Here is a 23,205-nt window from a genome sequence, read left to right on the forward strand (position 1 = left end):
CCGCGCTTAGCCAACGACCAGATTGAGGAGTTTACCTGGTACGTAAATCACTTTACGCACAGTAACGCCATCGAGATATTTTGCTACCAGATGTTCCTGGCCAGCACGTTCGCGAACCTGTTCTTCCGTTGCGTCCACCGGAACGGTGATTTTGGCACGGACTTTACCGTTAACCTGCACCACAACCAGCGTGGAGTCTTCCACCATCGCTTTTTCGTCAGCAACCGGCCACGGCGCGTTGTCGATATCGCCTTCGCCTTTCAGTTCCTGCCACAGCGTGAAGCAGATGTGCGGGGTGAACGGGTTAAGCATACGGACAACGGCCAGCAGTGCTTCCTGCATCAGAGCGCGATCCTGCTCGCCATCGGTCGGTGCTTTCGCCAGTTTGTTCATCAGCTCCATAATCGCCGCAATTGCGGTGTTGAAGGTCTGACGACGGCCGATATCATCGGTCACTTTAGCGATAGTTTTATGCACATCACGACGCAGCGCTTTCTGATCTTCAGTCAGCGCATCAACGTTCAGTGCCGCAACATCACCTTTTGCTGTATGCTCGTACACCAGTTTCCAGACACGTTTCAGGAAGCGGTTAGCCCCTTCCACGCCGGATTCTTGCCATTCGAGAGTCATATCAGCCGGAGAAGCAAACATCATAAACAGACGAACGGTGTCCGCGCCGTAACGTTCAACCATCACCTGCGGGTCGATACCGTTGTTCTTCGACTTGGACATTTTGCTCATGCCGGTATAAACCAGTTCATGGCCTGCCGCGTCTTTCGCTTTCACGATACGGCCTTTCTCGTCACGTTCAACGATAGCATCAACCGGGGAAACCCAGTTACGTTCGCCGTTTTCGCCAACATAGTAGAAGGCATCTGCCAGCACCATACCCTGACACAGCAACTGTTTCGCTGGTTCGTCAGAGTTCACCATACCTGCATCACGCATCAGTTTGTGGAAGAAGCGGAAGTAGAGCAGGTGCATAATGGCGTGTTCGATACCACCAATGTAGATATCCACCGGCAGCCAGTAGTTAGCCGCTTCGGAATCCAGCATACCTTCTTTGTACTGCGGGCAAGTGTAGCGCGCATAGTACCAGGAGGACTCCATAAAGGTGTCGAAAGTGTCGGTTTCACGCAGCGCTGGCATACCGTTAACGGTAGTTTTCGCCCACTCAGGATCTGCTTTAATCGGGCTGGTAATGCCGTCCATCACCACATCTTCCGGCAGGATCACCGGCAGCTGGTCGTCCGGGGTCGGCATTACGGTACCGTCTTCCAGCGTCACCATCGGAATCGGCGCGCCCCAGTAACGTTGACGGGAAACACCCCAGTCGCGCAGGCGGTAGTTCACTTTACGCTCGCCAACGCCCATCGCAGTCAGTTTATCGGCGATGGCGTTGAAGGCCGCTTCATGGTCAAGACCGTTGAACTCGCCAGAGTTGAACAGCACGCCTTTTTCAGTCAGGGCTTGCTGAGAAAGATCTGGCTCAGAACCGTCAGCTGCCAGGATAACCGGTTTGATATTCAGGCCGTATTTAGAGGCAAACTCGTAGTCGCGCTGGTCGTGACCCGGAACCGCCATAACTGCGCCCGTGCCGTATTCCATCAATACGAAGTTTGCTGCCCAAACGGGAATTTCTTCGCCCGTTAATGGGTGAACCGCTTTAAAGCCAGTATCGACGCCTTTTTTCTCCATCGTCGCCATTTCAGCTTCGGCAACTTTGGTGTTACGGCATTCGTCAATAAAGGCGGCCAGTTCAGGATTATTTTCCGCCGCTTTCTGTGCCAGCGGATGACCTGCCGCTACCGCCAGGTAGGTACAACCCATAAAGGTGTCCGGGCGGGTAGTGTAAACAGTCAGCGTGTTGTCATAGTCGTTAACGTTGAAGGTGATTTCCACGCCTTCGGAACGACCGATCCAGTTACGCTGCATGGTTTTAACGGTGTCTGGCCAGTGGTCCAGTTTATCCAGATCGTTGAGCAGTTCGTCAGCGTAAGCGGTGATTTTGATAAACCACTGCGGGATCTCTTTACGCTCAACTTTGGTATCGCAGCGCCAGCAGCAGCCGTCGATAACCTGTTCATTCGCCAGTACGGTCTGGTCGTTCGGGCACCAGTTGACCGCAGAAGTCTTCTTATATACCAGGCCTTTTTTATACAGCTCGGTGAAGAATTTCTGTTCCCAACGGTAGTATTCCGGCGTACAGGTTGCCAGCTCGCGGCTCCAGTCATAACCAAAGCCCAGCATTTTGAGCTGGTTTTTCATGTACGCGATGTTGTCGTACGTCCACGGTGCCGGTGCGGTGTTGTTTTTCACCGCCGCGCCTTCCGCAGGCAGACCAAACGCGTCCCAGCCGATCGGCTGCAGGACGTTTTTGCCCAGCATACGCTGGTAGCGGGCGATTACGTCACCGATGGTGTAGTTACGTACGTGGCCCATGTGTAGTCGACCAGAAGGATAGGGAAGCATAGACAGGCAGTAATACTTCTCTTTGCTCTCGTCTTCGGTTACTTCAAATGTGCGCTTCTCATCCCAATGAAGCTGTACTTTGGATTCTATCTCTTCCGGGCGGTATTGCTCTTGCATGGCAGCCAGTGGTCCTGTTTTCAATACGGCTACAAAAGTAGCGTTAGAGGTGGTTTTTCAGATCCGCATAGCATAGCCCAAACGTCCGCGTCAAAACAGCCTTTCGCGCACTCGACGTTGAAATGATGCCCGGATTATTCATACATTAATTTACAGAGTTTGTGGGCGTAATAGCAAAGCAAGGAACAAAGAACGTCTATTATTATAGTCAGTTAACGACCCGGGAGATGAAACGATGAACAAGGTTGCTCAATATTACCGTGAACTGGTCGCGTCACTGAGCGAACGCCTGCGTAATGGCGAACGTGATATCGACGCACTGGTGGAACAGGCGCGCGAGCGCGTAATAAAAACAGGGGAGTTAACGCGAACCGAGGTCGATGAGCTGACGCGAGCTGTCAGACGTGACCTGGAAGAGTTCGCCATGAGCTATGAAGAGAGCCTGAAAGAAGAATCTGACAGCGTCTTTATGCGGGTGATTAAAGAAAGCCTCTGGCAGGAACTGGCGGACATTACCGATAAAACGCAACTTGAGTGGCGCGAAGTTTTCCAGGATCTCAATCATCACGGGGTTTATCACAGCGGAGAAGTGGTAGGGCTGGGAAATCTGGTCTGCGAGAAATGTCATTTCCATCTCCCAATCTACACACCGGAAGTGCTGACGCTATGCCCGAAATGTGGTCATGACCAGTTCCAGAGACGCCCGTTCGAGCCGTAATAGTCTGATTTCGCACAGCAATAAAGAGAATATGGGCCGAATGAAATTCCCCGGCCCTTGTTTTTATCTCTACAGTAAATCTTCAATCTCACGGATTTTTTGACTGACATCCCTGGTACCGGATGACTGAGCTTTACGATACAGATCGAGAGCCTGTCGGAGATCGACAGGTCTTCCTTCTCCGTAATGATACATAATGGCAAGGTTATACCAGGCAGTGGCGTCATTGCATTCAGCGGCTTTCGTAAACCATTCAAAGGCGGCCTGATAATCCTTCTCAACGCCTTGACCGTGTTTATACATATAGCCGATGTTAACGTAAGCGCCGACGCTTTCCTGAGCGGCAGCCTTCAGATACCAGTACATCGCTTGCTTATAGTCCTGGTCCACCCCTTCGCCAGCGTTATAATCCCATGCAATTTGAAACTGGGCATGCCGATTACCCTGCTGTGCGCTTTTCAAATACCAGAATGCGGCGAGTGTCTTGTTTTGAGCAACGCCTTCTCCGTCTTTATAGAGATCGGCCAGGTTGTCTTGCGCGTAACTATGGCCTTGTAATGCAGCTTGTTTGTACCAGAAAAATGCCAGCGCATAGTCTTGTGCGACTCCGTTGCCATTTCTGTACATCCATCCAAGATTATTTTGCGCATAAGGCATTCCGCTCTCCGCGGCTATCTGATACCAGGCAACCGCTTCTTTATAGTTGGGGTCTGCACCACGATCCAGTATCCAGCCAAGGGCGTTGGAAGCGAAAGTATGGCCTTGTAGGGCAGCTTTTTTCAGCCAAAAGATGGCTTGCTCATTATCTTTATGACGGCTTTTATCCTCGGAGTATTTCCGCCCTAAGGAATATTGTGCTTCACAATGGCCTTGTTCAGCGGCAAGCTTCAGCCAGTAGAAGGCTTTTTCGTCGTCCGGAGAGTCAATTGCGCTATCGCGATTATAATAAAACCCAACAATATATTGAGCCTCGCTATCGCCTTTTTCAGCACGTTTAACAATCTTTTCTATTGATAAATTATCGCAGCAACTTGACGTAAAAATCATTATCATTTCCTTATGGTTGCATATAAAACATATTATATTTTTATGTGTTCCATTTTTGCGTAAGCCTTATTTTATGCGTATTATGTTGCGTCAGAAAAGTATAAATAAATGAGCCTCGCAACGTGGTTAATATTCATTGAATGAATATTTAAGGATGAATTATATGGACATGGAGTCGCAAAAAATATTGTTTGCACTTTCCACTCCGATGGAAATACGCAATGAATGCTGTTTACCTTCGCATTCGTCCCCCAAAATGTATTTAGGTACACGCTTTTTTGACCTTTCTTCCTCCTGGGGAATTGATGACCGTGATGACCTGCTGCGCACAATTTACCGAATGATTGATAACGGTCATGCCGCGCGGTTGGCAGGGTTTTATCACTGCTGGTTTCGTTATTCGCCATGTGAATGGCGTGACTATCTTGCTGAATTAAATGAGCAAGGTCAGGCTTATGCGCAATTTGTCGCCAGCACCGCCGAATGCTGTGGTGAGGGAGGAATTAAAGCCTGGGATTATGTCCGGATGGGTTTTTTAAGCCGAATGGGCGTACTTAATAACTGGTTGAGTGAAGAAGAAAGCCTGTGGATCCAGTCGCGCATTCATCTACGGGCTCTACGTTATTATAGTAACTGGCGGCAATACTTTGCCGGTTATACCTTTGGTCGGCAATATTGGCAGTCTCCCGAGGATGATGATCTGCCTTTATTACGTGAATTCTTAGCGCGTAAAGAATACGACGATTCCGGCAATGATATGTTTTATCAATTATTTGCCAGTGACGATGCATATTACGCGACCTTACCCTGGCAACCACTGGCTGACTACCCCACATGCCCGGAAACGCTTAAGGATATGAGCGACCTATGAAAAATTGCTGGAAGATTCTCGAAATAGAGGAAACGACTGACGTCGATATTATCCGCCGCGCTTATCTGGCGCTGTTACCGTCCTTTCATCCAGAAACCGATCCGCAGGGTTTTAAACAACTTCGTCAGGCGTATGAGGACGCGCTACGGATTGCGCAGTCGCCTGCTAAATCTGTTTGGCAACCAGAAGAACATGAAGTTGCAGAACATGAAATTCTGCTCGCCTTTCGTGCGTTACTCGCCTCTGATAGCGAACGTTTTCTGCCCTCTGCCTGGCAGCGATTCATTCAGCAATTAAATTATTGCTCGATGGAAGATATTGATGAATTACGCTGGTCGCTGTGCACAATAGCCATGAACACTGCCCATTTATCCTTCGAGTGCGTGGCTTTATTAGCAGAAAGATTGCGGTGGTTGCAGGAGGAAAACGTCGGGGAAATAGACGAAGAAGAACTGGAATCCTTTTTATATGCCATTGCGAAGGGGAATGTTTTTAACTTCCAGACCATTCTGCATCTGCCCGTTGCCGTACAAAATGACACCATTGATTTTTACCAAATGTTCGCTCGGATTTGGTCATCGCATCCAGAATGGCTGACATTGTATTTAGCGCAACATCGCGCAGTGATTATCCCCGATGATGCAAATTTGCACAGAAATTTACTGTGCTGGTATAGCGCAGTCCGTCGGGGAATACCCGAACTCCTGGACTACGCCCGGTCATGGCGGGAAACTGAACCTGATAATGAAGATGCGCGTTATTATGAATACGCGCAACGCGTCTATTGTGGAGAAGGCGAAAGCCTGCTGGCAGAACTTTGTGACTTCTGGCGCGAGTCTCCCTCGACCCAGGCAGATGTATTAATGTTGCAATGGTGCCGTCAGCATCGGGTCGATTATTACCCGTTAGTCGTGATGATGATTGAAGCACGTGAACTGGTTAACGATCAGGGGAAACCGTTACTTTATGTTCCTGGCGACAGTGCGCGTACGCGCTTTCAATTATACGAAATACTCAGCGATGAGAAACTCTCTGCGCTGGGGCGTTCTCTGGTCGAGATGGTTTTGCACAAAGGACGTAAGCCGCGGATCTCACTCACGCGTGATACAGAACATCCCTTATGGCCATTATATTTAGTTGCTAAACAATTAGTTCAGGCCAGCCAACCGACAGAAGAATCATTAATGCCGATCGTCGCCCGCCTTGATGCAGAAGATCGTTGTCCTCTGGAAGCATTAATAATTCGACGATTATTAATTCAGTCGGCGAATTTTGCCGGGCAACAAACCATCGAGCCGGAGCCGCAACCGCAGCCAATGCCCGTTGACGATGGTGGGCCGGGCTGCCTGGGCGTCATCAAAATTATTTTCTACATTTTTATCTTTGCCGGTTTGATAGGGAAAATACTCCATCTGTTCGGGTGACAGTCGACGTTAATGTGCGGGAAGCTCTGCAAGTAATCTTTCCGCATTTTTATAATGTTGCTCTGCCGCCAGTTCTAACCATTTGCGAGCTTCATAATTGTTGGTGCTAATGCCCGTGCCGTTTCTGTAGATCAAACCCAACGTGTATTGTGCATGAACATGCCCTTGTTCAGCTGCTTCCTTATACCAGAGAATTGCTTTACGGGTATCGGGATTGACTCCCAAACCTTTCAGGTAGATCCATCCCAGTTGACTTTGCGCGCGTGGATTTTCCTGTTCCGCTGATTGCTCATACCAGTATCTCGCCTTTGTATAATCCAGAGGCTTACCATCGCTACCATGAAGATAAAATTCGCCAAGTCTATATTGCGACGTTGAGTGACCATGAATGGCGGAAAGCTCTGTTGCTGCCGTGGTAAACGGAAGACTGCCCGGTGAGCTTAAATAATCAAAGACATAATTCGCCATAGCTTTATCGCGCAGGGTCGTTTTGTTGGGTTGGCTAATACAGGTAATTGCCGCAACTATAAATATTGCGAATATATATATTAATTTTTTATTCATGCATGAATGCTTCTATTTTCTTTTATTTTGAAAACGTCAAGTTTATACTCATCGATAATAAAAAAGTAGTCAGTTAATGCACTTAAGGGATTATTAACAAATGAATAAGGAAGAACAATATCTTCTTTTTGCGCTTTCTGCACCCATGGAAATACTTAATCAGGGTTGCAAGCCAGCGCATGACTCGCCAAAAATGTATACCGGGATAAAAGAATTCGATCTCTCATCATCCTGGGGAATAAATAATCGTGATGATTTAATTCAGACTATTTACCAAATGACCGATGATGGTCACGCAAATGATTTAGCTGGGTTATATCTGGCATGGCATCGATCTTCACCTGAAGAGTGGAAAGCATTAATTGCTGGAGGCTCTGATAGAGGGCTGATTTATACCCAATTTGTTGCGCAAACCGCTATGTGCTGCGGGGAAGGGGGAATCAAAGCCTGGGATTATGTTCGAATGGGGTTCCTGTCACGGGTCGGTGTGCTCAACAATTGGCTGACGGAAGAAGAGAGTTTATGGCTGCAATCGCGCGTTTATGTACGAGCTCACCATTACTATCACAGCTGGATGCACTATTTTTCCGCTTATTCGTTAGGACGTCTCTACTGGCAATCTTCTCAGTGCGAAGACAACGCTTCGCTACGCGAGGCGCTAACCCTGTACAAATACGATAGCGCCGGGAGTCGGATGTTCGAAGAGCTGGCAGCGGGAAGCGACCGTTTCTATGCCACGCTTCCCTGGCAGCCATTAACTGCCCAGCCTGAATGCCCGGTAACGCTTAAGGATGTGAGCGACCTATGAAAACATGTTGGCAAATCCTCGAAATTGAAAGCACGACGCAAATAGACATTATCCGCCAGGCTTATCTTGCTCGCTTACCGTTGTGTCATCCCGAAACCGATCCGCAGGGGTTTAAAGCATTACGCCAGGCCTATGAAGAGGCGCTGCGACTGGCGGTAAATCCTGTCGAGGAAGCAGATGATGAAGAAAAAGATGCCGCCGCTGAACATGAAATACTACGTGCATTCAGGGCATTACTGGATTCTGAAAGTGATCGTTTTCAGCCCTCCGCCTGGCAGAAATTTATTCAGCAATTAAATACCTGGAACATGGAGGATGTCGATCAATTACGCTGGCCGCTGTGTGCAGTCGCTATAGAAGCGCGATATCTTTCATTAAATTGTGCTTCTTTGCTGGCAGAGCGTTTGAACTGGCATTCGTTTAATGACAGCGAAGGAATGGATGAGGAAGAAAGGGAGGCTTTTCTTGAGGCCATTCAGGCTGGTGATTGTTTTGATTTCCTTAGCCTTCTGGAATATCCCGTCGCGTTGCAGAACCAGACTGTTGAGTATTACTTCGCGCTGGAACGCTGCTGCCGTTACCATCCTGACTATGTCACTGCGTTTATGGCAATGGAAGGTCCGTGGTTCATTCCTGATGATGTCAAGTTACATCGCAAACTGTTGCGCTGGTACAGCTCGGTGAAAACAGGTATGGCGGAACTTATTCCTGTTGCCCAACAGTGGCAAGCAGAAAATCCAGAAAGCGAAGATGCCCGTTATTACCAGTGTGCGCAACGGTTGTACTGTGGCGAGGGGGAAAGCCTGCTTGCCGATCTCTGCGCATACCGGGAGAGTTACCCATCTACACAAGCTGATAATTTGTTGTTGCAGTGGAGCAAGCGTCATTGCCCGGATTATTTCGCGTTATTAGTGATGGTTATCGAAGCGCGAAGCATGATAGATGCGCAAGGTCAACCGTTGAAATATGTTCCTGGTGAGAGCGCCCGGACGAGGCTGTTATGGGCGGAAATTTTACATAGCGGAAAATTATCGCCGTTAGGTCAATCGTTTATTGAGTCGTTATTCTTCAAACGCAAAGCATGGGCGTGGTGGAAATCGAGAGTCGGTAGCGAGACAGAACAAGATTCACCGTTACTGGATTTGTATCGGGTAGCGGAACAGGTTGTGCTGGAAGCGTTCCCGAAACAAGAGATGCTGGCCCGTCTTAATACAAGGCTGGAAGGTGGAGATGCTCATCCATTAGAGGCCATTATCACGCGGATGCTGTTGACGAAAGTGAAACTCGAGCCGGAGGATGAAGATGTCGATGAGCCAACACCTGAAAACCACGAAGAAAAAAATGATGAGGATGAAAAACCACAGAGCATTACCAGCATTATCAAAATCAGCTTAACGGTGCTGGTGATAGGTTATGCTCTCGGAAAAATCGCGATGTTGTTTAGCTGAGGATGTGTTTTTTGCGCCGATGCCGGATACAGCGTTTATGCCGCATCCGGCAGCGGTGTTTAAGGGATCTCAATAGCCAAATAATCGCTCGCCCGTCGCCGAACTTCATCGACGCGGGCCATATCGTTTGACTGCAACGCCGCATCAAAATCGGTGATCACCCGGCCGATCTCTTCTCGCTCGTCACCCAGCGCCCGCGCCCACAACTCTTCCAGTTTGGCCTTAAAGGTGCGGTTGATGAGCATATCGCGCGGATAAATTTTCAATGCGGATAACCGCGTCCGACTCTCTTCAATCTGCTGTGCGCTCAATGTTACAGGACTGTGATTAATGACTCTGGACTTAACGCTGCCGTCTTCCAGAAGCACGTCAACTTCAAGCAACCCGTTGATATCATAACTAAAGCGAATATCAATCGACTGATAAGCCCCGGTTTTCTTCAACGGCACATCGAAGGATTCCACCAGAATGTTATTTTTAACTTTGTGGTTTTCTCCCTGATAGACGTTAACCGTAATTGAATCCTGTTCCGGGTGCATGGTCGAGTAAGTTTCTACACGCGACACCGGTACAGTGGTGTTTCGTTCAATAATCGGTGAGAAAATGCCGGAAACGCCCTGGCGATTAACTTCAACACCTAAGGAGTAGGGGCAAATATCGGTGAGGATCACTTCTTCAATGTCTTCGCTGCGTAAGCGGCAGGCGGCCTGGATCGCTGCGCCCAGCGCGACAATAGTACTCGGGTCGTAACTTTGATACGGTAATTTGCCAAACAGACGCACGGCGATTCGCTGCACCAGCGGCATTTGTGATGCGCCGCCAACCAGCACCAGACTGTCGATTTGACTTGGCTTCAGACGTGCATCGCGCAACGCCTGTTCAATCGGCACTCGCAAGCGATTGAGCAGCGGCAACCACAAATCTTCCAGTTCGTTCTCGTAAAATTCGCACTCACGCGTTTCTTCCTGATACTGCCAGCTAATTTGCAGCGGTAATTGATTGCTGCATTTTGCCGCTTCCACGCTGGTGTACAGGGCTGCCAGCTCACTTTCGTTGAGCATGTTTTTAGCCACTGCGGCGCGTTTTAAAACTTCATCCACCAGCATATGAGTAAAATCTTCGCCGCCAAGAAAGTTGTCGCCAGCGGAGGCGTGAACTTCAATCACCGGCGTGGCGTATTCGAGCACCGTGACGTCAAACGTGCCGCCACCGAGATCAAAAACCAGCGAGCGGGTATTTTGTTGCGTATGCAGGCCATATGCCATCGCAGCTGCTGTGGGTTCATTAATTAAGCGTACCGCATTTAACCCGGCTAACTCCGCTGCTAAACGGGTATGCTTGCGTTGTTCATCGCTGAAATAAGCCGGAACGGAGATCACCACATCTTTAATCGGACGTTGCAGAAATTCTTCGGCATCTTCTTTTAATGAGCGTAATACCAAAGAGGACAGTTCTGGCGCGTTAAATGTGTCGCTGCCTAACCGCCAGTTGGTATTACTGCCCATTGCACGTTTAAATAACGCTGCCGTTTTATCCGGATGCGAAGTGCGCCGTGATACAGCGGGTTTTCCGACTAAAATATGATTATTTTCATCCATGCTAATTATGGATGGTGTTAAATATTCACCGAACTTATTTGGAATTAATTGCGCGGCACCGTCATTCCAGACGGCAATTAAACTATTGGTAGTACCGAGATCGATACCAATGGCGAGTTCTGCATTATCCATTGCATTTATATCTTAAAGGAAAAAGAGATAAACAGATTAAGACCACCCAGGTAACGCGTGGTGATCTTAATCAATGACGTGTGTTAAGCGTAAAATTTCAGACGATCAGCCAGTAAATCAACAAAGCCCTGACGATCAACATCGACCATTACAGTAGCATTCGGTTTATTGCCGGTCAGATAATAATAATCAACAACCGTCATACCCTGGGTATATTTCCCTTGTGTTTCCACGCCAACCCAGCGCTCAACAGTGGTAAACAACTCCGGTTTTAACAGCCAGGCGATGGTGCATGGGTCATGCAGCGGTGCGCCGACAAAGCCCCATTTTTCGTCTTTATGATATTCGAGGAAGAAATCCAGCAGTTCGGCAACAATGGTTGAAACAGGGTTGCCAATCGCGCGGAAACGCTCGGTGTCTTCAACGTGGATTTGTGCTTTGTGGGTAACATCCAGACCGGCCATCACCACCGGGATCCCTGACTGGAAAACAATTTCTGCCGCTTCCGGGTCAACATAAATATTAAACTCGGCGGCTGGCGTCCAGTTACCAAGCCCCATTGCGCCGCCCATAATCACGATACGGGCGATTTTGCTATGCAGTTCCGGATGGCTATTGAGCAGCAAGGCAACGTTAGTTTGCGGCCCGGTAGAAACAATCGTGACAGGTTCCGCACTTTCACGCAGCGTTTTCGCCATCAGCTCCACCGCCGTACAGTTTTGCGGTGCGAACGTCGGTTCCGGTAATGCAGGGCCGTCGAGACCGCTTTCGCCGTGCACATTGTCCGCGATAATCAAATCACGCATTAATGGTTTTACCGAGCCGCCTGCTACCGGAATATCGGTGCGATTAAGCAAGGTCAGCATACGCAGAACATTGCGTAAGGTTTTTTCTGGTGTCTGGTTTCCGGCGGAAGACGTAATTGCTTTGACATCAAGCTCTGGTGAGGCGAGGGCGAGAACTATTGCGATAGCGTCGTCATGACCTGGGTCGCAATCTAACAGAATCGGCAGTGCCATTGTTGCTCCTTGTTGTGTGCTTCTTTGCGACAAGGGTAACGCCAGGATGTAACAGATACGAGGGCCGAAACGATAAAGCGTGAGATGGCGCGCACCTCGGTATGCGCGCCAGAAGGATTAGTGCAGGATTTTCGCGAGGAAGTCTTTTGCGCGGTCCGATTTCGGATCATCGAAGAAAGCGTCTTTCGGTGAGTCTTCGACAATTTTACCTTCATCCATAAAGATCACCCGATTCGCCACTTTGCGGGCAAAGCCCATTTCGTGGGTCACCACCATCATGGTCATTCCTTCGTTCGCCAGTTCGACCATCACGTCCAGCACTTCGTTGATCATCTCCGGGTCAAGCGCCGATGTCGGTTCGTCGAACAGCATCGCGATAGGATCCATGCACAATGCGCGAGCGATCGCCACACGCTGCTGCTGACCGCCGGAAAGCTGCGCCGGAAACTTATTGGCATGTGCGGAAAGCCCGACGCGCTCCAGCAATTTCAATGCTTTTTCACGAGCGGGGGCTTTATCGCGTTTAAGCACTTTCACCTGCGCCAGGGTCAGGTTTTCAATAATCGACAAATGGGGGAACAACTCGAAATGCTGGAACACCATCCCGACGCGGGAACGCAGCTTTGCCAGATCGGTTTTCTTATCATTAACCACGATGCCATCGACGGTAATTTCACCTTGCTGCACCGGTTCGAGGCCGTTGACGGTTTTAATCAGCGTTGATTTGCCGGAACCAGACGGGCCGCAAACCACCACTACTTCACCTTTTTTCACTTCGGTTGAGCAGTCGGTCAGCACCTGAAAGTGCCCATACCATTTTGAAACATTTTTCAGGGTAATCATTATGCTGTCCTTCTTTTCAAGTAGCTGACCAACAACGACGCGCTGAGGCTAATAACGAAATAAACAAATCCGGCAAACAGGATCATTTCGACCTGCGTACCATCACGCTCACCAATGGTTGAGGCGGTACGGAAGAAATCGGCCAGAGATAACACATACACCAGCGAGGTATCCTGGAAAAGTACGATGCCCTGAGTGAGCAGCAGCGGCACCATCGCGCGGAACGCCTGCGGCAGAATAATCAGTTTCATCGACTGCCAGTGAGTCATCCCCAACGCCAGCGCGGCGCTCGACTGCCCACGGGAAATACTTTGAATACCGGCACGGATAATCTCTGAATAGTAGGCCGCTTCAAACATCGAAAACGCCACCATCGCCGAAATTAAACGGATATCATTTTTTGGCGATAATCCCAGCACGTTTTGCAGAAAACCCGGCACAATCAGGTAAAACCATAGCAAAACCATGACTAACGGGATCGAACGGAACACGTTAACGTAGGCTTTGGCAAACCAGGCAATCGGCGCAAAGCTGGACAAGCGCATTACTGCCAGCAACGTACCCCACAAAATACCAATGACCACCGCCGTGATGGTGATTTTCAGGGTGATCACCAGCCCGTCGAGCAGATATGGCAGGGAAGGAACAATGGAACTCCAGTCAAACTCGTACATTATTTGCCCCCCATGTTGCCGGGCAGGCGAACTTTACGTTCAACCAGCGTCATCACCAGCATGATAAAAGCGTTAATCAACACATACGCCAGCGTAATGGCGGTAAATGACTCCCAGGCGTGGGCCGAGTAATCGAGCAATTTACCGGCCTGCGCCGCCATATCCACCAGACCGATGGTCGAGGCGATGGCGGAGTTTTTTACCAGGTTCATCATCTCAGAGGTCATTGGCGGGACGATAACGCGATAAGCGTTAGGCAACAGTACGTAGCGGTAAGCCTGCGGAAGCGTCAGACCCATCGCCAGCGCGGCATTTTTTTGCCCACGCGGCAGCGACTGAATCGCGGCGCGTACTTGTTCGCAAACACGAGCTGCAGTAAACAGTCCCAGACAGAGCATGGAGGAGAGGAAAAACTGAATATTTGGGTCTAGTTCTGCCTTAAACCACATGCCGATTTTTTCCGGCAACAGTTCAGGGATAACCAGATACCAGGTAAAGAATTGCACAATCAACGGCACGTTGCGGAACAGTTCGACATACAACGTACCCAGACCGGAGAGAAAACGGTTTGGAACGGTACGTAAAATGCCGAAAAATGAACCGACAAGGAAAGCGATAATCCAGGCGCAGATCGACAAAGCGATCGTCACCTGAAAACCACTCCAGATCCAACCAAGATAGGTGGTGTTGCCGAACGGGGCTTGTTGTAAAAAAATACCCCAGTTCCAGTCTATAGACATAAATCTACTCCAGAAAAAAAGAGGGTAGCAGTGTTAACTGCTACCCTCGAAGATTGTTACCCAGCGTATTGCGGTTTTCAGGCCCGATGGGGAACGACCATCAGGCGTATAGTCTGTCCGTGCTACGTAACAATCGAGAGGGCTGGAATTTCCGCCCCTGGTTCTTGTAATTAGTTCAGTGCCTTGTCATTCGGTTCTTTGAACAGTGCTTTCATTTCGTCCGACAGTTCGAAATTCATGTTCAGGTTTTTCGGCGGAATTGGATTTTTGAACCACTTATCAAACCATTTTTCCGCTTCACCGGAGGTCTGCACCTGAGCGATAGTGTCATCCATCAGCTTTTTGAACTGCGGATCGTCTTTACGCAACATGCAACCGTAGGCTTCCTGAGACTGCGGCTTGCCGACGATTTCCCAGTTGTCTGGTTTCTTCGCTTTCGCTCGCTCACCGGCTAACAGAGCGTCATCCATCATAAAGGCAACGGCACGACCGCTTTCCAGGGTGCGGAAAGAGTCACCGTGATCTTTGGCGCTGATGATGCGCATGTTCATTTTTTGCTCTTCATTCAGTTTGTTGAGCAAAACTTCAGAGGTGGTGCCGGAAGTGACTACGACGGCTTTGTCTTTCAGATCGGCAAAATCTTTAATATCGCCGCCTTTTTTTGTCAGCAGGCGCGTACCGACCACGAAAATAGTGTCGGAGAAAGCCGCCTGTTTCTGGCGTTCGACGTTGTTGGTGGTAGAACCACATTCAAAATCGAAAGTGCCGTTTTGCAGCAGCGGAATACGGTTTTGTGAGGTGATCGGAATCAATTTCACCTGCAAGTCCGGTTTGTTGAGTTTCTTTTTCACTGCTTCAACAATGGCGTTGGAGTAATCCTGCGAGTAACCCACCACTTTTTGCTGATTGTCGTAATAAGAGAAAGGTACTGAAGATTCACGGTGACCGACGACAATCACACCGTTTTTGGCGATTTTGTCCAGCGTACTGCCTGCTGCCGGGGCGGCGTCATCTGCCTGTGCCAGTCCTGCGGAAAGCGCCAGGGCCAGGATTGCTGTGGCAGGTTTACGTAATTGCATATCCAACTCCTTTATCTTCTGCGTTAAGAACGCATGGATACCCGTTGTGAGTGTTTGTGTTGTTATCATCTGCAACTTTATTGTGCAGTGTTGTGTTTGTTAGGTAACATTTAGTTTGGCTAAATGTAAAGATATTGATGTTTTATTGTTTGTTTTTGCGAGATGCGCCGCACCATTCCGAAGCAAAATTCTTAAAATGCACTCTTTTGGTGCTACCGGTGGATTGCTGTGGTGCAACCGGGTTGTACTGACGCGGGTTCAAGCTTTGCCTTGTATAACAAAGCAATAGATGTGCCAAAGTTGGATAGGGGAATTTTGTCATCCGGATAACGCACTGATACCACATCCGGCGAGCGTGCCGAAATACGGGATGTATTCCGGCACGATAAGAAGGGATTATTTACGTCGTTGACGCAGACTCATCAACACAGCGGCAAAACCAAACAGTGCCGTCAGCACCCACAGCGGCCAGTTGCCGGTACGTGCGTACGGTGTGAGTCCGGTGGTCGGCGTCACATTAGTGGTTAACACTTCGCGGGTGAATTGCGGGATCATCGCCTGAATCTCACCCTGCGGGCCAATCACCGCCGTAATGCCGTTGTTGGTGCTACGCAGCAGCGGGCGCGCCAGCTCCAGCGCACGCATTCGCGCCATCTGAAAGTGCTGCCATGGGCCAATAGACTTACCAAACCACGCATCGTTGGAGATAGTCAGCAGATAGTCGGTATCCGGGCGGAAGTTATCGCGCACTTGCTCGCCGAGAATGATCTCGTAGCAAATAGCCGCAGTAAGCTCAATACCATTTACCGACAGCGGTGGTTGGATATATGGTCCACGGCTGAATGACGACATCGGCAGATCAAAGAACGGTGCTAACGGACGCAGAATCGACTCCAGCGGGACAAACTCGCCAAACGGTACCAGATGGTTTTTGTTATAGCGATCGGCTGATTCGTAGCTATAAGGTGCACCTTTACCCAGCGTGATGATGGTGTTGTAGGTATCGTAGCGGTTCTGCTTATTGAGACGCGCGTCGACAATCCCGGTGACCAGCGAGCTACCTTTATCACGCAACTCACCGTCCAGTGCTTTGAGGAACGGCTGCTGATTAATTTCCAGGTCGGTTATCGCCGACTCCGGCCAGATAATCAGCGATGATTTGCCCATCAGCGGTGCCGTTGCGTTGTAGTAAATCTTCAGCGTATTGAGAAGCTGGCCTTCATCCCACTTCAGCGATTGCGGAATGTCGCCCTGAACCATCGATACCTGAATGGTTTTCTCCGGTTGCGGGGTGAACCACTGGATGTAACGCAGCGGGAAGGGAAGGGCGAACAGCACGACGGCCACCACCAGCGGACGCCAGTTGCGTTTGACCAACGCCAGTGCCAGCAGGCCGCTTACCATCATCAGCAGGAAGTTAATGGCTTCCACGCCCATTATCGGTGCCAGTCCTTTTAACGGACCGTCAATCTGACTATAGCCGAACTGCAACCACGGGAAGCCAGTCAGCACCCAACCGCGCAGAAACTCGGTCACTTGCCAGAGAGCAGGGGCGGCAATCGCCACGCGCAGCCAGGTGGTTTTCGGCCACAGACGCGACAGTACGCCAGCAAACAGTCCGGTATACAGCGACAAATACGCCGCCAGCAGCACCACCAAGAAGATGTTAACCGGGCCAGGCATTCCGCCAAAGGTCGCGATGCTGACATAGACCCAGTTAATACCGCTGCCAAACAGGCCAAATCCCCAGCAAAAGCCAATAGCGGCAGACTGGAGTGGACGGCGGTTAAAGGTGAGCGCCTGAAGTCCCATCAGCGAAATAATCGCCGCAGGCCAGACGTCGTAAGGAGAGAAGGCCAGCGTTCCGCAGGCACCGAATAATAACGCCAGCAGCAGGCGAATGCGCTGGCGTTCAATTAATGAGGCAAAAGCCATGTAGTTATCTATCCAGTTTCGGTTTTATTCATCCAGCTTTGGCTGGGGTGAGTCATCCGGGATTTTGACATGAACCTGAATAATACGCCGACTGTCAGCCATCGCCACTTTGAACTGGTAACCGTCGATGTCGATGGTTTCGCCACGTGCCGGAAGATGCCCAAACGCTTGCATCACCAGACCTCCGATGGTGTCGACTTCTTCATCGCTAAAGTGGGTGCCGAAGGCTTCGTTGAAATCTTCGATGGAAGCCAGTGCGCGCACGGTCCAGGTATGACGACTCAGCTGACGGAAGTCGATATCATCTTCTTCGTCATACTCGTCTTCAATCTCACCAACAATCAGTTCCAGGATATCTTCAATGGTCACCAGACCGGAAACCCCACCGAATTCGTCAATGACGATCGCCATGTGGTAACGCTGAGAGCGAAACTCTTTCAGCATCCGGTCTACGCGCTTACTTTCAGGAACGACAACCGCCTGACGTAACACTTTGTCCATGCTGAAGGCTTCTGCATCGCTGCGCATAAACGGCAGCAAGTCTTTCGCCATCAGAATCCCTTCAATGTGATCTTTGTCTTCGCTAATCACCGGGAAACGTGAGTGGGCGGACTCGATGATGACATCAAGGCATTCGTCCAGCGTCTGGTTGCGTTTCAGGGTAATCATCTGGGAGCGGGGGATCATGATGTCGCGAACGCGTTGGTCTGCGATGTCCATCACCCCTTCGAGCATATCGCGCGTATCTTCGTCGATAAGGTCGTTCTGCCCGGAATCACGGATCAGCGCCAGCAGTTCGTCACGGTTTTTCGGTTCACCGTGGAAAAGTTGGCTGAGTAACAGGGAGAAAAATCCCTTCTTGTTGCTTATCGTGTCACTACTGTGTGAATTGTCGTCGCTCATGGCGTCGTATGGGTTCTCATGTTAGTTAATCAAAACGCCGTCGTTACTCACCAACGGCGGGGACGTCTGCCAGTCAAATGCCTGGCAAATTATTCTTTCTCGGCAATGTACGGATCCTCATAGCCCAGAGCAAGCATAATCTCTGTTTCGAGGGCTTCCATTTCTTCTGCTTCGTCGTCTTCGATGTGATCGTAACCTAACAAATGCAGACTGCCGTGCACCACCATATGCGCCCAGTGCGCTTCCAGTGGTTTGCCTTGCTCCTGTGCTTCCTTCTCAACCACCTGACGGCAGATAACCAGATCGCCCAGCAGCGACATCTCCATGCCAGGCGGTACTTCAAACGGGAAGGAGAGCACGTTGGTCGGCTTATCCTTACCGCGATAGGTCAGATTGAGACTGTGGCTTTCGGCGGTATCGACCACGCGAATAGTCACTTCCGATTCTTCCTGAAACTGCGGGATCACCGCATTCAGCCATGTCTGAAACTGGCTCTCTTCCGGTAACCCGGAATTATCTTCACATGCCAGTTGTAAATCGAGGATCACCTGACTCATTTTTGTTCCTGTTCTTCGCGCTTGCGTTCTGCTGCCAGCGCCGCTTTTCGTTTTTGTTCGGCTTCTTCCCAGGCTTCATAAGCGTTAACGATACGCGCTACCACCGGGTGACGAACCACGTCTTCGCTGTGGAAGAAGTTAAAGCTGATCTCTTCGACATCGGCTAACACCTCGATAGCGTGACGTAAACCTGATTTAGTATTACGCGGTAAGTCGATCTGCGTGACATCGCCGGTAATAACTGCTTTTGAGTTAAAACCGATACGAGTCAGGAACATCTTCATCTGTTCGATGGTGGTGTTCTGGCTTTCATCGAGAATGATAAACGCGTCGTTCAGCGTACGACCACGCATATAGGCCAGCGGTGCGACTTCAATAACGTTGCGCTCAATCAGCTTCTCGACTTTTTCAAAGCCCAGCATTTCAAACAGCGCGTCATATAGCGGGCGCAGATACGGATCTACTTTCTGGCTTAAATCGCCAGGCAGGAAGCCCAGTTTCTCACCGGCTTCTACCGCCGGACGAGTCAGCAGAATACGGCGAATTTCCTGACGCTCCAGGGCATCAACTGCCGCAGCCACTGCCAGGTAGGTTTTACCCGTACCCGCCGGGCCAACGCCGAAGGTAATGTCATGGTCGAGAATATTGGCGATGTACTGCGCCTGGTTTGGCGTGCGCGGTTTAATTACACCGCGTTTGGTCTTGATATTGACCGCTTTGCCATACTCCGGCACGCTCTCCGCACTTTGCTCCAGCACGCGTGCTTCTTTAATCGCCAGGTGGATCTGTTCCGGCTCGATATCCTGAATCTGACCGCGCATCGGGGCAGTATCGACATACAGGCTACGCAGAATGTCTGCCGCAGCGGTGACGCAAATCGGACGGCCGGTCAGTTTAAAGTGGTTATCACGGCGATTGATTTCGATGCCGAGACGGCGTTCGAGTTGTTTGATGTTGTCATCAAACGGGCCGCACAGGCTCAACAGACGTGCGTTGTCTGCTGGCTCCAGAGTAATTTCGCGAGTGTCTATGTTCAAACCGTTCCTCTTATCTGTATGCCGCCGGAAGCTGAACATTCACCGGCCTATAAGGAAATTATTCACGCCACAGGAAAAAGGCGCAAGCATTGAGATAAAGATGGGGATAAAGAGAGAAAAAACAAGGCCCACCGGAACGGCGGGCCTGAGAATTACGGCTGATAATAACCCACGCCAAGGTCGTTTTCTTTGCGGGTACGGGCAATCACCGATTCCGGTGTTTCTGCCACGCGCAGACCCATTTCATCTTCAGTTCGCACCACTTTACCGCGCAGAGAGTTCGGGTAGACGTCGGTAATTTCTACATCGACGAATTTACCGATCATATCCGGCGTGCCTTCGAAGTTAACCACGCGGTTATTTTCAGTACGACCGGAAAGCTCCATGATGCTCTTACGCGATGTACCTTCTACCAGAATACGCTGGGTGGTGCCGAGCATACGGCGGCTCCATGCCATTGCTTGCTGATTAATGCGCTCTTGCAGAATATACAGACGCTGCTTCTTCTCTTCTTCCGGAACATCATCAACCATATCGGCGGCAGGCGTTCCTGGACGAGCGGAGAAGATAAAGCTGTAGCTCATGTCGAAATTGACGTCGGCAATCAGCTTCATCGTTTTTTCGAAGTCTTCGGTGGTTTCGCCCGGGAAGCCGACAATGAAGTCAGAACTGATCTGAATATCAGGACGCGCCGCACGCAATTTACGGATGATCGCTTTGTACTCCAGCGCCGTGTGGGTACGTCCCATCAGGTTTAGAATGCGATCGGAACCGCTCTGAACCGGCAGATGCAGGAAGCTCACCAGCTCCGGCGTGTCGCGATACACTTCGATGATATCGTCGGTGAATTCGATCGGATGGCTGGTGGTAAAGCGAATACGATCGATCCCGTCGATCGCCGCAACCAGACGCAGCAGATCGGCAAACGATCCGGTGGTGCCGTCGTAGTTCTCACCACGCCAGGCGTTCACGTTCTGACCGAGCAGGTTGACTTCACGCACGCCCTGAGCCGCAAGCTGGGCAATCTCAAACAGAATATCGTCGGAAGGACGGCTTACCTCTTCACCACGGGTGTAAGGCACCACACAGTAGGTGCAATATTTATTGCAGCCTTCCATGATGGAGACAAACGCGGTTGGTCCTTCGGCACGCGGTTCCGGCAGACGGTCAAACTTCTCGATTTCCGGGAAGCTGATATCTACAACCGGGCTGCGGTCGCCGCGTACGGAGTTGATCATCTCCGGCAGACGGTGCAGCGTTTGCGGCCCAAAAATAATATCAACATAGTGGGCGCGCTGGCGAATGTGCTCGCCTTCTTGCGATGCCACGCAGCCGCCGACGCCGATAATCAGGTCTGGATTCTTCTCTTTTAACAGTTTCCAGCGACCCAACTGATGGAAGACTTTTTCCTGAGCCTTCTCGCGGATTGAGCAGGTGTTCAGCAGCAGCACATCCGCTTCTTCCGCCACGTCGGTCAGTTGATAGCCGTGGGTGGCATCCAGCAGATCGGCCATCTTCGATGAATCGTACTCGTTCATCTGACAGCCCCAGGTTTTAATATGGAGTTTTTTGGTCATCGACTTGCTCTTGCGAAATAGTAGCCAGGAATGCAGGGCGCATAGTGTAATGCTTTGCTGCCGTTGTGACCAGTATGAGCGTTATCAGCCCTTGGGGGTAAAAATCCTGTAAACTTAAAGCATATTGCTAACAGGATGATTGACCATGACAAATCAACCAACGGAAATTGCCATTGTCGGCGGAGGAATGGTCGGCGGCGCACTGGCGCTGGGACTGGCTCAGCACGGATTTTCGGTAACGGTTATCGAACATGCCCAACCTGCACCGTTTGTCGCTGACAGCCAGCCTGACGTGCGGATCTCGGCGATTAGTGCGGCTTCGGTATCATTGCTTGAAGGTTTAGGCGTCTGGGACGCGGTACAGGCCATGCGTTGCCATCCTTATCGCAGACTGGAAACGTGGGAGTGGGAAACGGCGCATGTGGTGTTTGACGCCGCTGAACTTAAGCTACCGTTGCTTGGCTACATGGTGGAAAACACTGTCCTGCAACAGGCGCTGTGGCAGGCGCTGGAAGCGCATCCGAAAGTAACGTTACGTGTGCCAACCTCACTGATTGCGCTGCATCGCCATAATGATCTTCAGGAACTGGAACTGAAGGGGGGCGAAGTGATCCAGGCGAAGCTGGTGATTGGCGCTGACGGTGCAAATTCGCAGGTGCGGCAAATGGCGGGAATTGGCGTTCATGCCTGGCAGTATGCGCAGTCGTGTATGTTGATTAGCGTACAGTGCGAGAATGATCCCGGCGACAGCACCTGGCAGCAGTTTACTCCGGACGGGCCGCGCGCGTTTCTGCCGCTGTTTGATAACTGGGCATCGCTGGTGTGGTACGACTCACCAGCGCGTATTCGCCAGTTGCAGAATATGAATATGGCGCAGCTCCAGGCGGAAATCGCGAAGCATTTCCCGTCACGTCTGGGTTATGTAACGCCGCTTGCTGCTGGTGCGTTTCCGCTGACGCGCCGCCATGCGTTGCAGTATGTGCAGCCAGGGCTTGCGCTGGTGGGCGATGCGGCGCACACCATTCATCCGCTGGCGGGGCAGGGGGTGAATCTTGGTTATCGCGATGTTGATGCGCTGATTGACGTTCTGGTGAATGCCCGCAGCTACGGCGAAGCGTGGGCCAGTTATCCTGTCCTCAAGCGTTACCAGATGCGGCGTATGGCAGATAACTTCATTATGCAAAGCGGTATGGATCTGTTTTATGCCGGATTCAGCAATAATCTGCCGCCACTGCGTTTTATGCGTAATCTCGGGTTAATGGCGGCGGAGCGAGCTGGCGTGTTGAAACGTCAGGCGCTGAAATATGCGTTAGGGTTGTAGCCTTACAACATTGCCGGATGCATGCCAACTGTAGGTCGGATAAGACGCATCAGCGTCGCATCCGACTTTGTAAGGATAAGACGAGTCAACATCGTATTCGGCATTGAATATACGCAGAAAAGCAAAAAGCTCGCCGAAGCGAGCTTTTTTAATGTGGCTGGGGTACGAGGATTCGAACCTCGGAATGCCGGAATCAGAATCCGGTGCCTTACCGCTTGGCGATACCCCAACTGGGTGCACTTACAAGGTAAGCGTCTTGAATAAATTGGCTGGGGTACGAGGATTCGAACCTCGGAATGCCGGAATCAGAATCCGGTGCCT

General features: G+C 50.5%; 20 protein-coding genes and 1 tRNA gene. 6 read left to right on the forward strand and 15 right to left on the reverse strand.

Annotation, left to right across the window (positions count from 1 at the left end; genetic code table 11):
* Positions 1 to 6 precede the first annotated feature (6 nt).
* Positions 7 to 2,589, reverse strand: a complete 2,583-nt coding sequence (leuS, locus tag HEN33_RS11030; protein WP_001297565.1) for a leucine--tRNA ligase — start codon at positions 2,587 to 2,589, stop codon at positions 7 to 9.
* A gap of 235 nt (positions 2,590 to 2,824) precedes the next feature.
* Here leuS and HEN33_RS11035 point away from each other — a divergent pair, with 235 nt between their 5' ends.
* Positions 2,825 to 3,307, forward strand: a complete 483-nt coding sequence (locus HEN33_RS11035) for a zinc ribbon-containing protein (protein WP_001044880.1) — start codon at positions 2,825 to 2,827, stop codon at positions 3,305 to 3,307.
* A 69-nt stretch (positions 3,308 to 3,376) separates the two neighbouring features.
* Here the strand turns inward: HEN33_RS11035 and ybeQ are convergent, their stop codons facing one another.
* A complete protein-coding gene (ybeQ, locus tag HEN33_RS11040; RefSeq protein ID WP_176262801.1) occupies positions 3,377 to 4,354 on the reverse strand; it encodes a Sel1 family TPR-like repeat protein YbeQ in 978 nt (325 codons plus the stop codon).
* 163 nt (positions 4,355 to 4,517) lie between these two features.
* Between ybeQ and HEN33_RS11045 the strand changes: the two genes are divergently transcribed.
* Positions 4,518 to 5,225, forward strand: coding sequence for a DUF1266 domain-containing protein (locus HEN33_RS11045; protein ID WP_137500922.1), 708 nt, complete (start codon positions 4,518 to 4,520; stop codon positions 5,223 to 5,225).
* Positions 5,222 to 6,649, forward strand: a complete 1,428-nt coding sequence (locus HEN33_RS11050; protein ID WP_176262800.1) for a J domain-containing protein — start codon at positions 5,222 to 5,224, stop codon at positions 6,647 to 6,649. Before HEN33_RS11045 ends, HEN33_RS11050 begins: the two co-directional genes overlap by 4 nt.
* A gap of 9 nt (positions 6,650 to 6,658) precedes the next feature.
* On the opposite strand, the gene HEN33_RS11055 is transcribed toward HEN33_RS11050, so the two are convergent.
* A complete protein-coding gene (locus tag HEN33_RS11055) occupies positions 6,659 to 7,213 on the reverse strand; it encodes a tetratricopeptide repeat protein (protein WP_105268407.1) in 555 nt (184 codons plus the stop codon).
* A 100-nt stretch (positions 7,214 to 7,313) separates the two neighbouring features.
* Here HEN33_RS11055 and HEN33_RS11060 point away from each other — a divergent pair, with 100 nt between their 5' ends.
* Together HEN33_RS11060 and djlC are read left to right on the forward strand one after the other, a co-directional pair.
* Positions 7,314 to 8,021: a DUF1266 domain-containing protein gene (locus tag HEN33_RS11060; RefSeq protein ID WP_176263550.1), complete on the forward strand. Its 708-nt coding sequence runs from the start codon at positions 7,314 to 7,316 to the stop codon at positions 8,019 to 8,021.
* A complete protein-coding gene (djlC, locus tag HEN33_RS11065) occupies positions 8,018 to 9,469 on the forward strand; it encodes a co-chaperone DjlC (RefSeq protein ID WP_088542200.1) in 1,452 nt (483 codons plus the stop codon). Before HEN33_RS11060 ends, djlC begins: the two co-directional genes overlap by 4 nt.
* A gap of 59 nt (positions 9,470 to 9,528) precedes the next feature.
* On the opposite strand, the gene hscC is transcribed toward djlC, so the two are convergent.
* From hscC to miaB, 11 genes are all read right to left on the reverse strand, one after another.
* Entirely contained in the window at positions 9,529 to 11,199 is a 1,671-nt protein-coding gene (hscC, locus tag HEN33_RS11070) for a molecular chaperone HscC (RefSeq protein WP_176263549.1), read from the reverse strand.
* An 83-nt stretch (positions 11,200 to 11,282) separates the two neighbouring features.
* Positions 11,283 to 12,218: a pyrimidine-specific ribonucleoside hydrolase RihA gene (gene rihA / locus HEN33_RS11075; protein ID WP_176263548.1), complete on the reverse strand. Its 936-nt coding sequence runs from the start codon at positions 12,216 to 12,218 to the stop codon at positions 11,283 to 11,285.
* A 117-nt stretch (positions 12,219 to 12,335) separates the two neighbouring features.
* Positions 12,336 to 13,061 carry a glutamate/aspartate ABC transporter ATP-binding protein GltL gene (gene gltL / locus HEN33_RS11080; protein ID WP_000631384.1) on the reverse strand — a complete coding sequence of 242 codons (726 nt, stop codon included), beginning with the start codon at positions 13,059 to 13,061 and terminating at the stop codon, positions 12,336 to 12,338.
* Positions 13,061 to 13,735, reverse strand: a complete 675-nt coding sequence (gltK, locus tag HEN33_RS11085; RefSeq protein ID WP_000272805.1) for a glutamate/aspartate ABC transporter permease GltK — start codon at positions 13,733 to 13,735, stop codon at positions 13,061 to 13,063. The genes gltL and gltK overlap by 1 nt, the downstream gene beginning before the upstream one ends.
* A complete protein-coding gene (gene gltJ, locus HEN33_RS11090) occupies positions 13,735 to 14,475 on the reverse strand; it encodes a glutamate/aspartate ABC transporter permease GltJ (RefSeq protein WP_000020941.1) in 741 nt (246 codons plus the stop codon). The genes gltK and gltJ overlap by 1 nt, the downstream gene beginning before the upstream one ends.
* Positions 14,476 to 14,645: 170 nt before the next feature.
* On the reverse strand, positions 14,646 to 15,554 hold the full coding sequence (gltI, locus tag HEN33_RS11095; RefSeq protein ID WP_001309342.1) for a glutamate/aspartate ABC transporter substrate-binding protein GltI: 909 nt from the start codon (positions 15,552 to 15,554) through the stop codon (positions 14,646 to 14,648).
* A gap of 396 nt (positions 15,555 to 15,950) precedes the next feature.
* Positions 15,951 to 17,489 (reverse strand): apolipoprotein N-acyltransferase, encoded by a 1,539-nt coding sequence (lnt, locus tag HEN33_RS11100; protein ID WP_000853024.1) that lies wholly within the window; start codon positions 17,487 to 17,489, stop codon positions 15,951 to 15,953.
* Positions 17,490 to 17,513: 24 nt separating this feature from the next.
* Complete coding sequence (gene corC, locus HEN33_RS11105; RefSeq protein WP_001278605.1) at positions 17,514 to 18,392, reverse strand: CNNM family magnesium/cobalt transport protein CorC; 879 nt, start codon at positions 18,390 to 18,392, stop codon at positions 17,514 to 17,516.
* A gap of 89 nt (positions 18,393 to 18,481) precedes the next feature.
* Positions 18,482 to 18,949, reverse strand: coding sequence for an rRNA maturation RNase YbeY (gene ybeY, locus HEN33_RS11110; RefSeq protein WP_000084469.1), 468 nt, complete (start codon positions 18,947 to 18,949; stop codon positions 18,482 to 18,484).
* A complete protein-coding gene (locus HEN33_RS11115) occupies positions 18,946 to 19,986 on the reverse strand; it encodes a PhoH family protein (RefSeq protein ID WP_001018040.1) in 1,041 nt (346 codons plus the stop codon). Before HEN33_RS11115 ends, ybeY begins: the two co-directional genes overlap by 4 nt.
* Positions 19,987 to 20,138: 152 nt before the next feature.
* The gene (gene miaB / locus HEN33_RS11120) at positions 20,139 to 21,563 is read right to left on the reverse strand and encodes a tRNA (N6-isopentenyl adenosine(37)-C2)-methylthiotransferase MiaB (RefSeq protein ID WP_000162740.1); all 1,425 of its coding nucleotides are present in this window, start codon (positions 21,561 to 21,563) and stop codon (positions 20,139 to 20,141) included.
* A 145-nt stretch (positions 21,564 to 21,708) separates the two neighbouring features.
* Here miaB and ubiF point away from each other — a divergent pair, with 145 nt between their 5' ends.
* Positions 21,709 to 22,884, forward strand: a complete 1,176-nt coding sequence (gene ubiF, locus HEN33_RS11125) for a 3-demethoxyubiquinol 3-hydroxylase (protein ID WP_176263547.1) — start codon at positions 21,709 to 21,711, stop codon at positions 22,882 to 22,884.
* A 154-nt stretch (positions 22,885 to 23,038) separates the two neighbouring features.
* Here ubiF and HEN33_RS11130 read toward each other — a convergent pair.
* A tRNA-Gln gene (locus HEN33_RS11130) sits at positions 23,039 to 23,113 on the reverse strand.
* Positions 23,114 to 23,205 lie beyond the last annotated feature (92 nt).

This window comes from Escherichia sp. 94.0001 (assembly GCF_013369155.2).
Taxonomy (GTDB): Bacteria; Pseudomonadota; Gammaproteobacteria; order Enterobacterales; family Enterobacteriaceae; genus Escherichia; species Escherichia coli_F.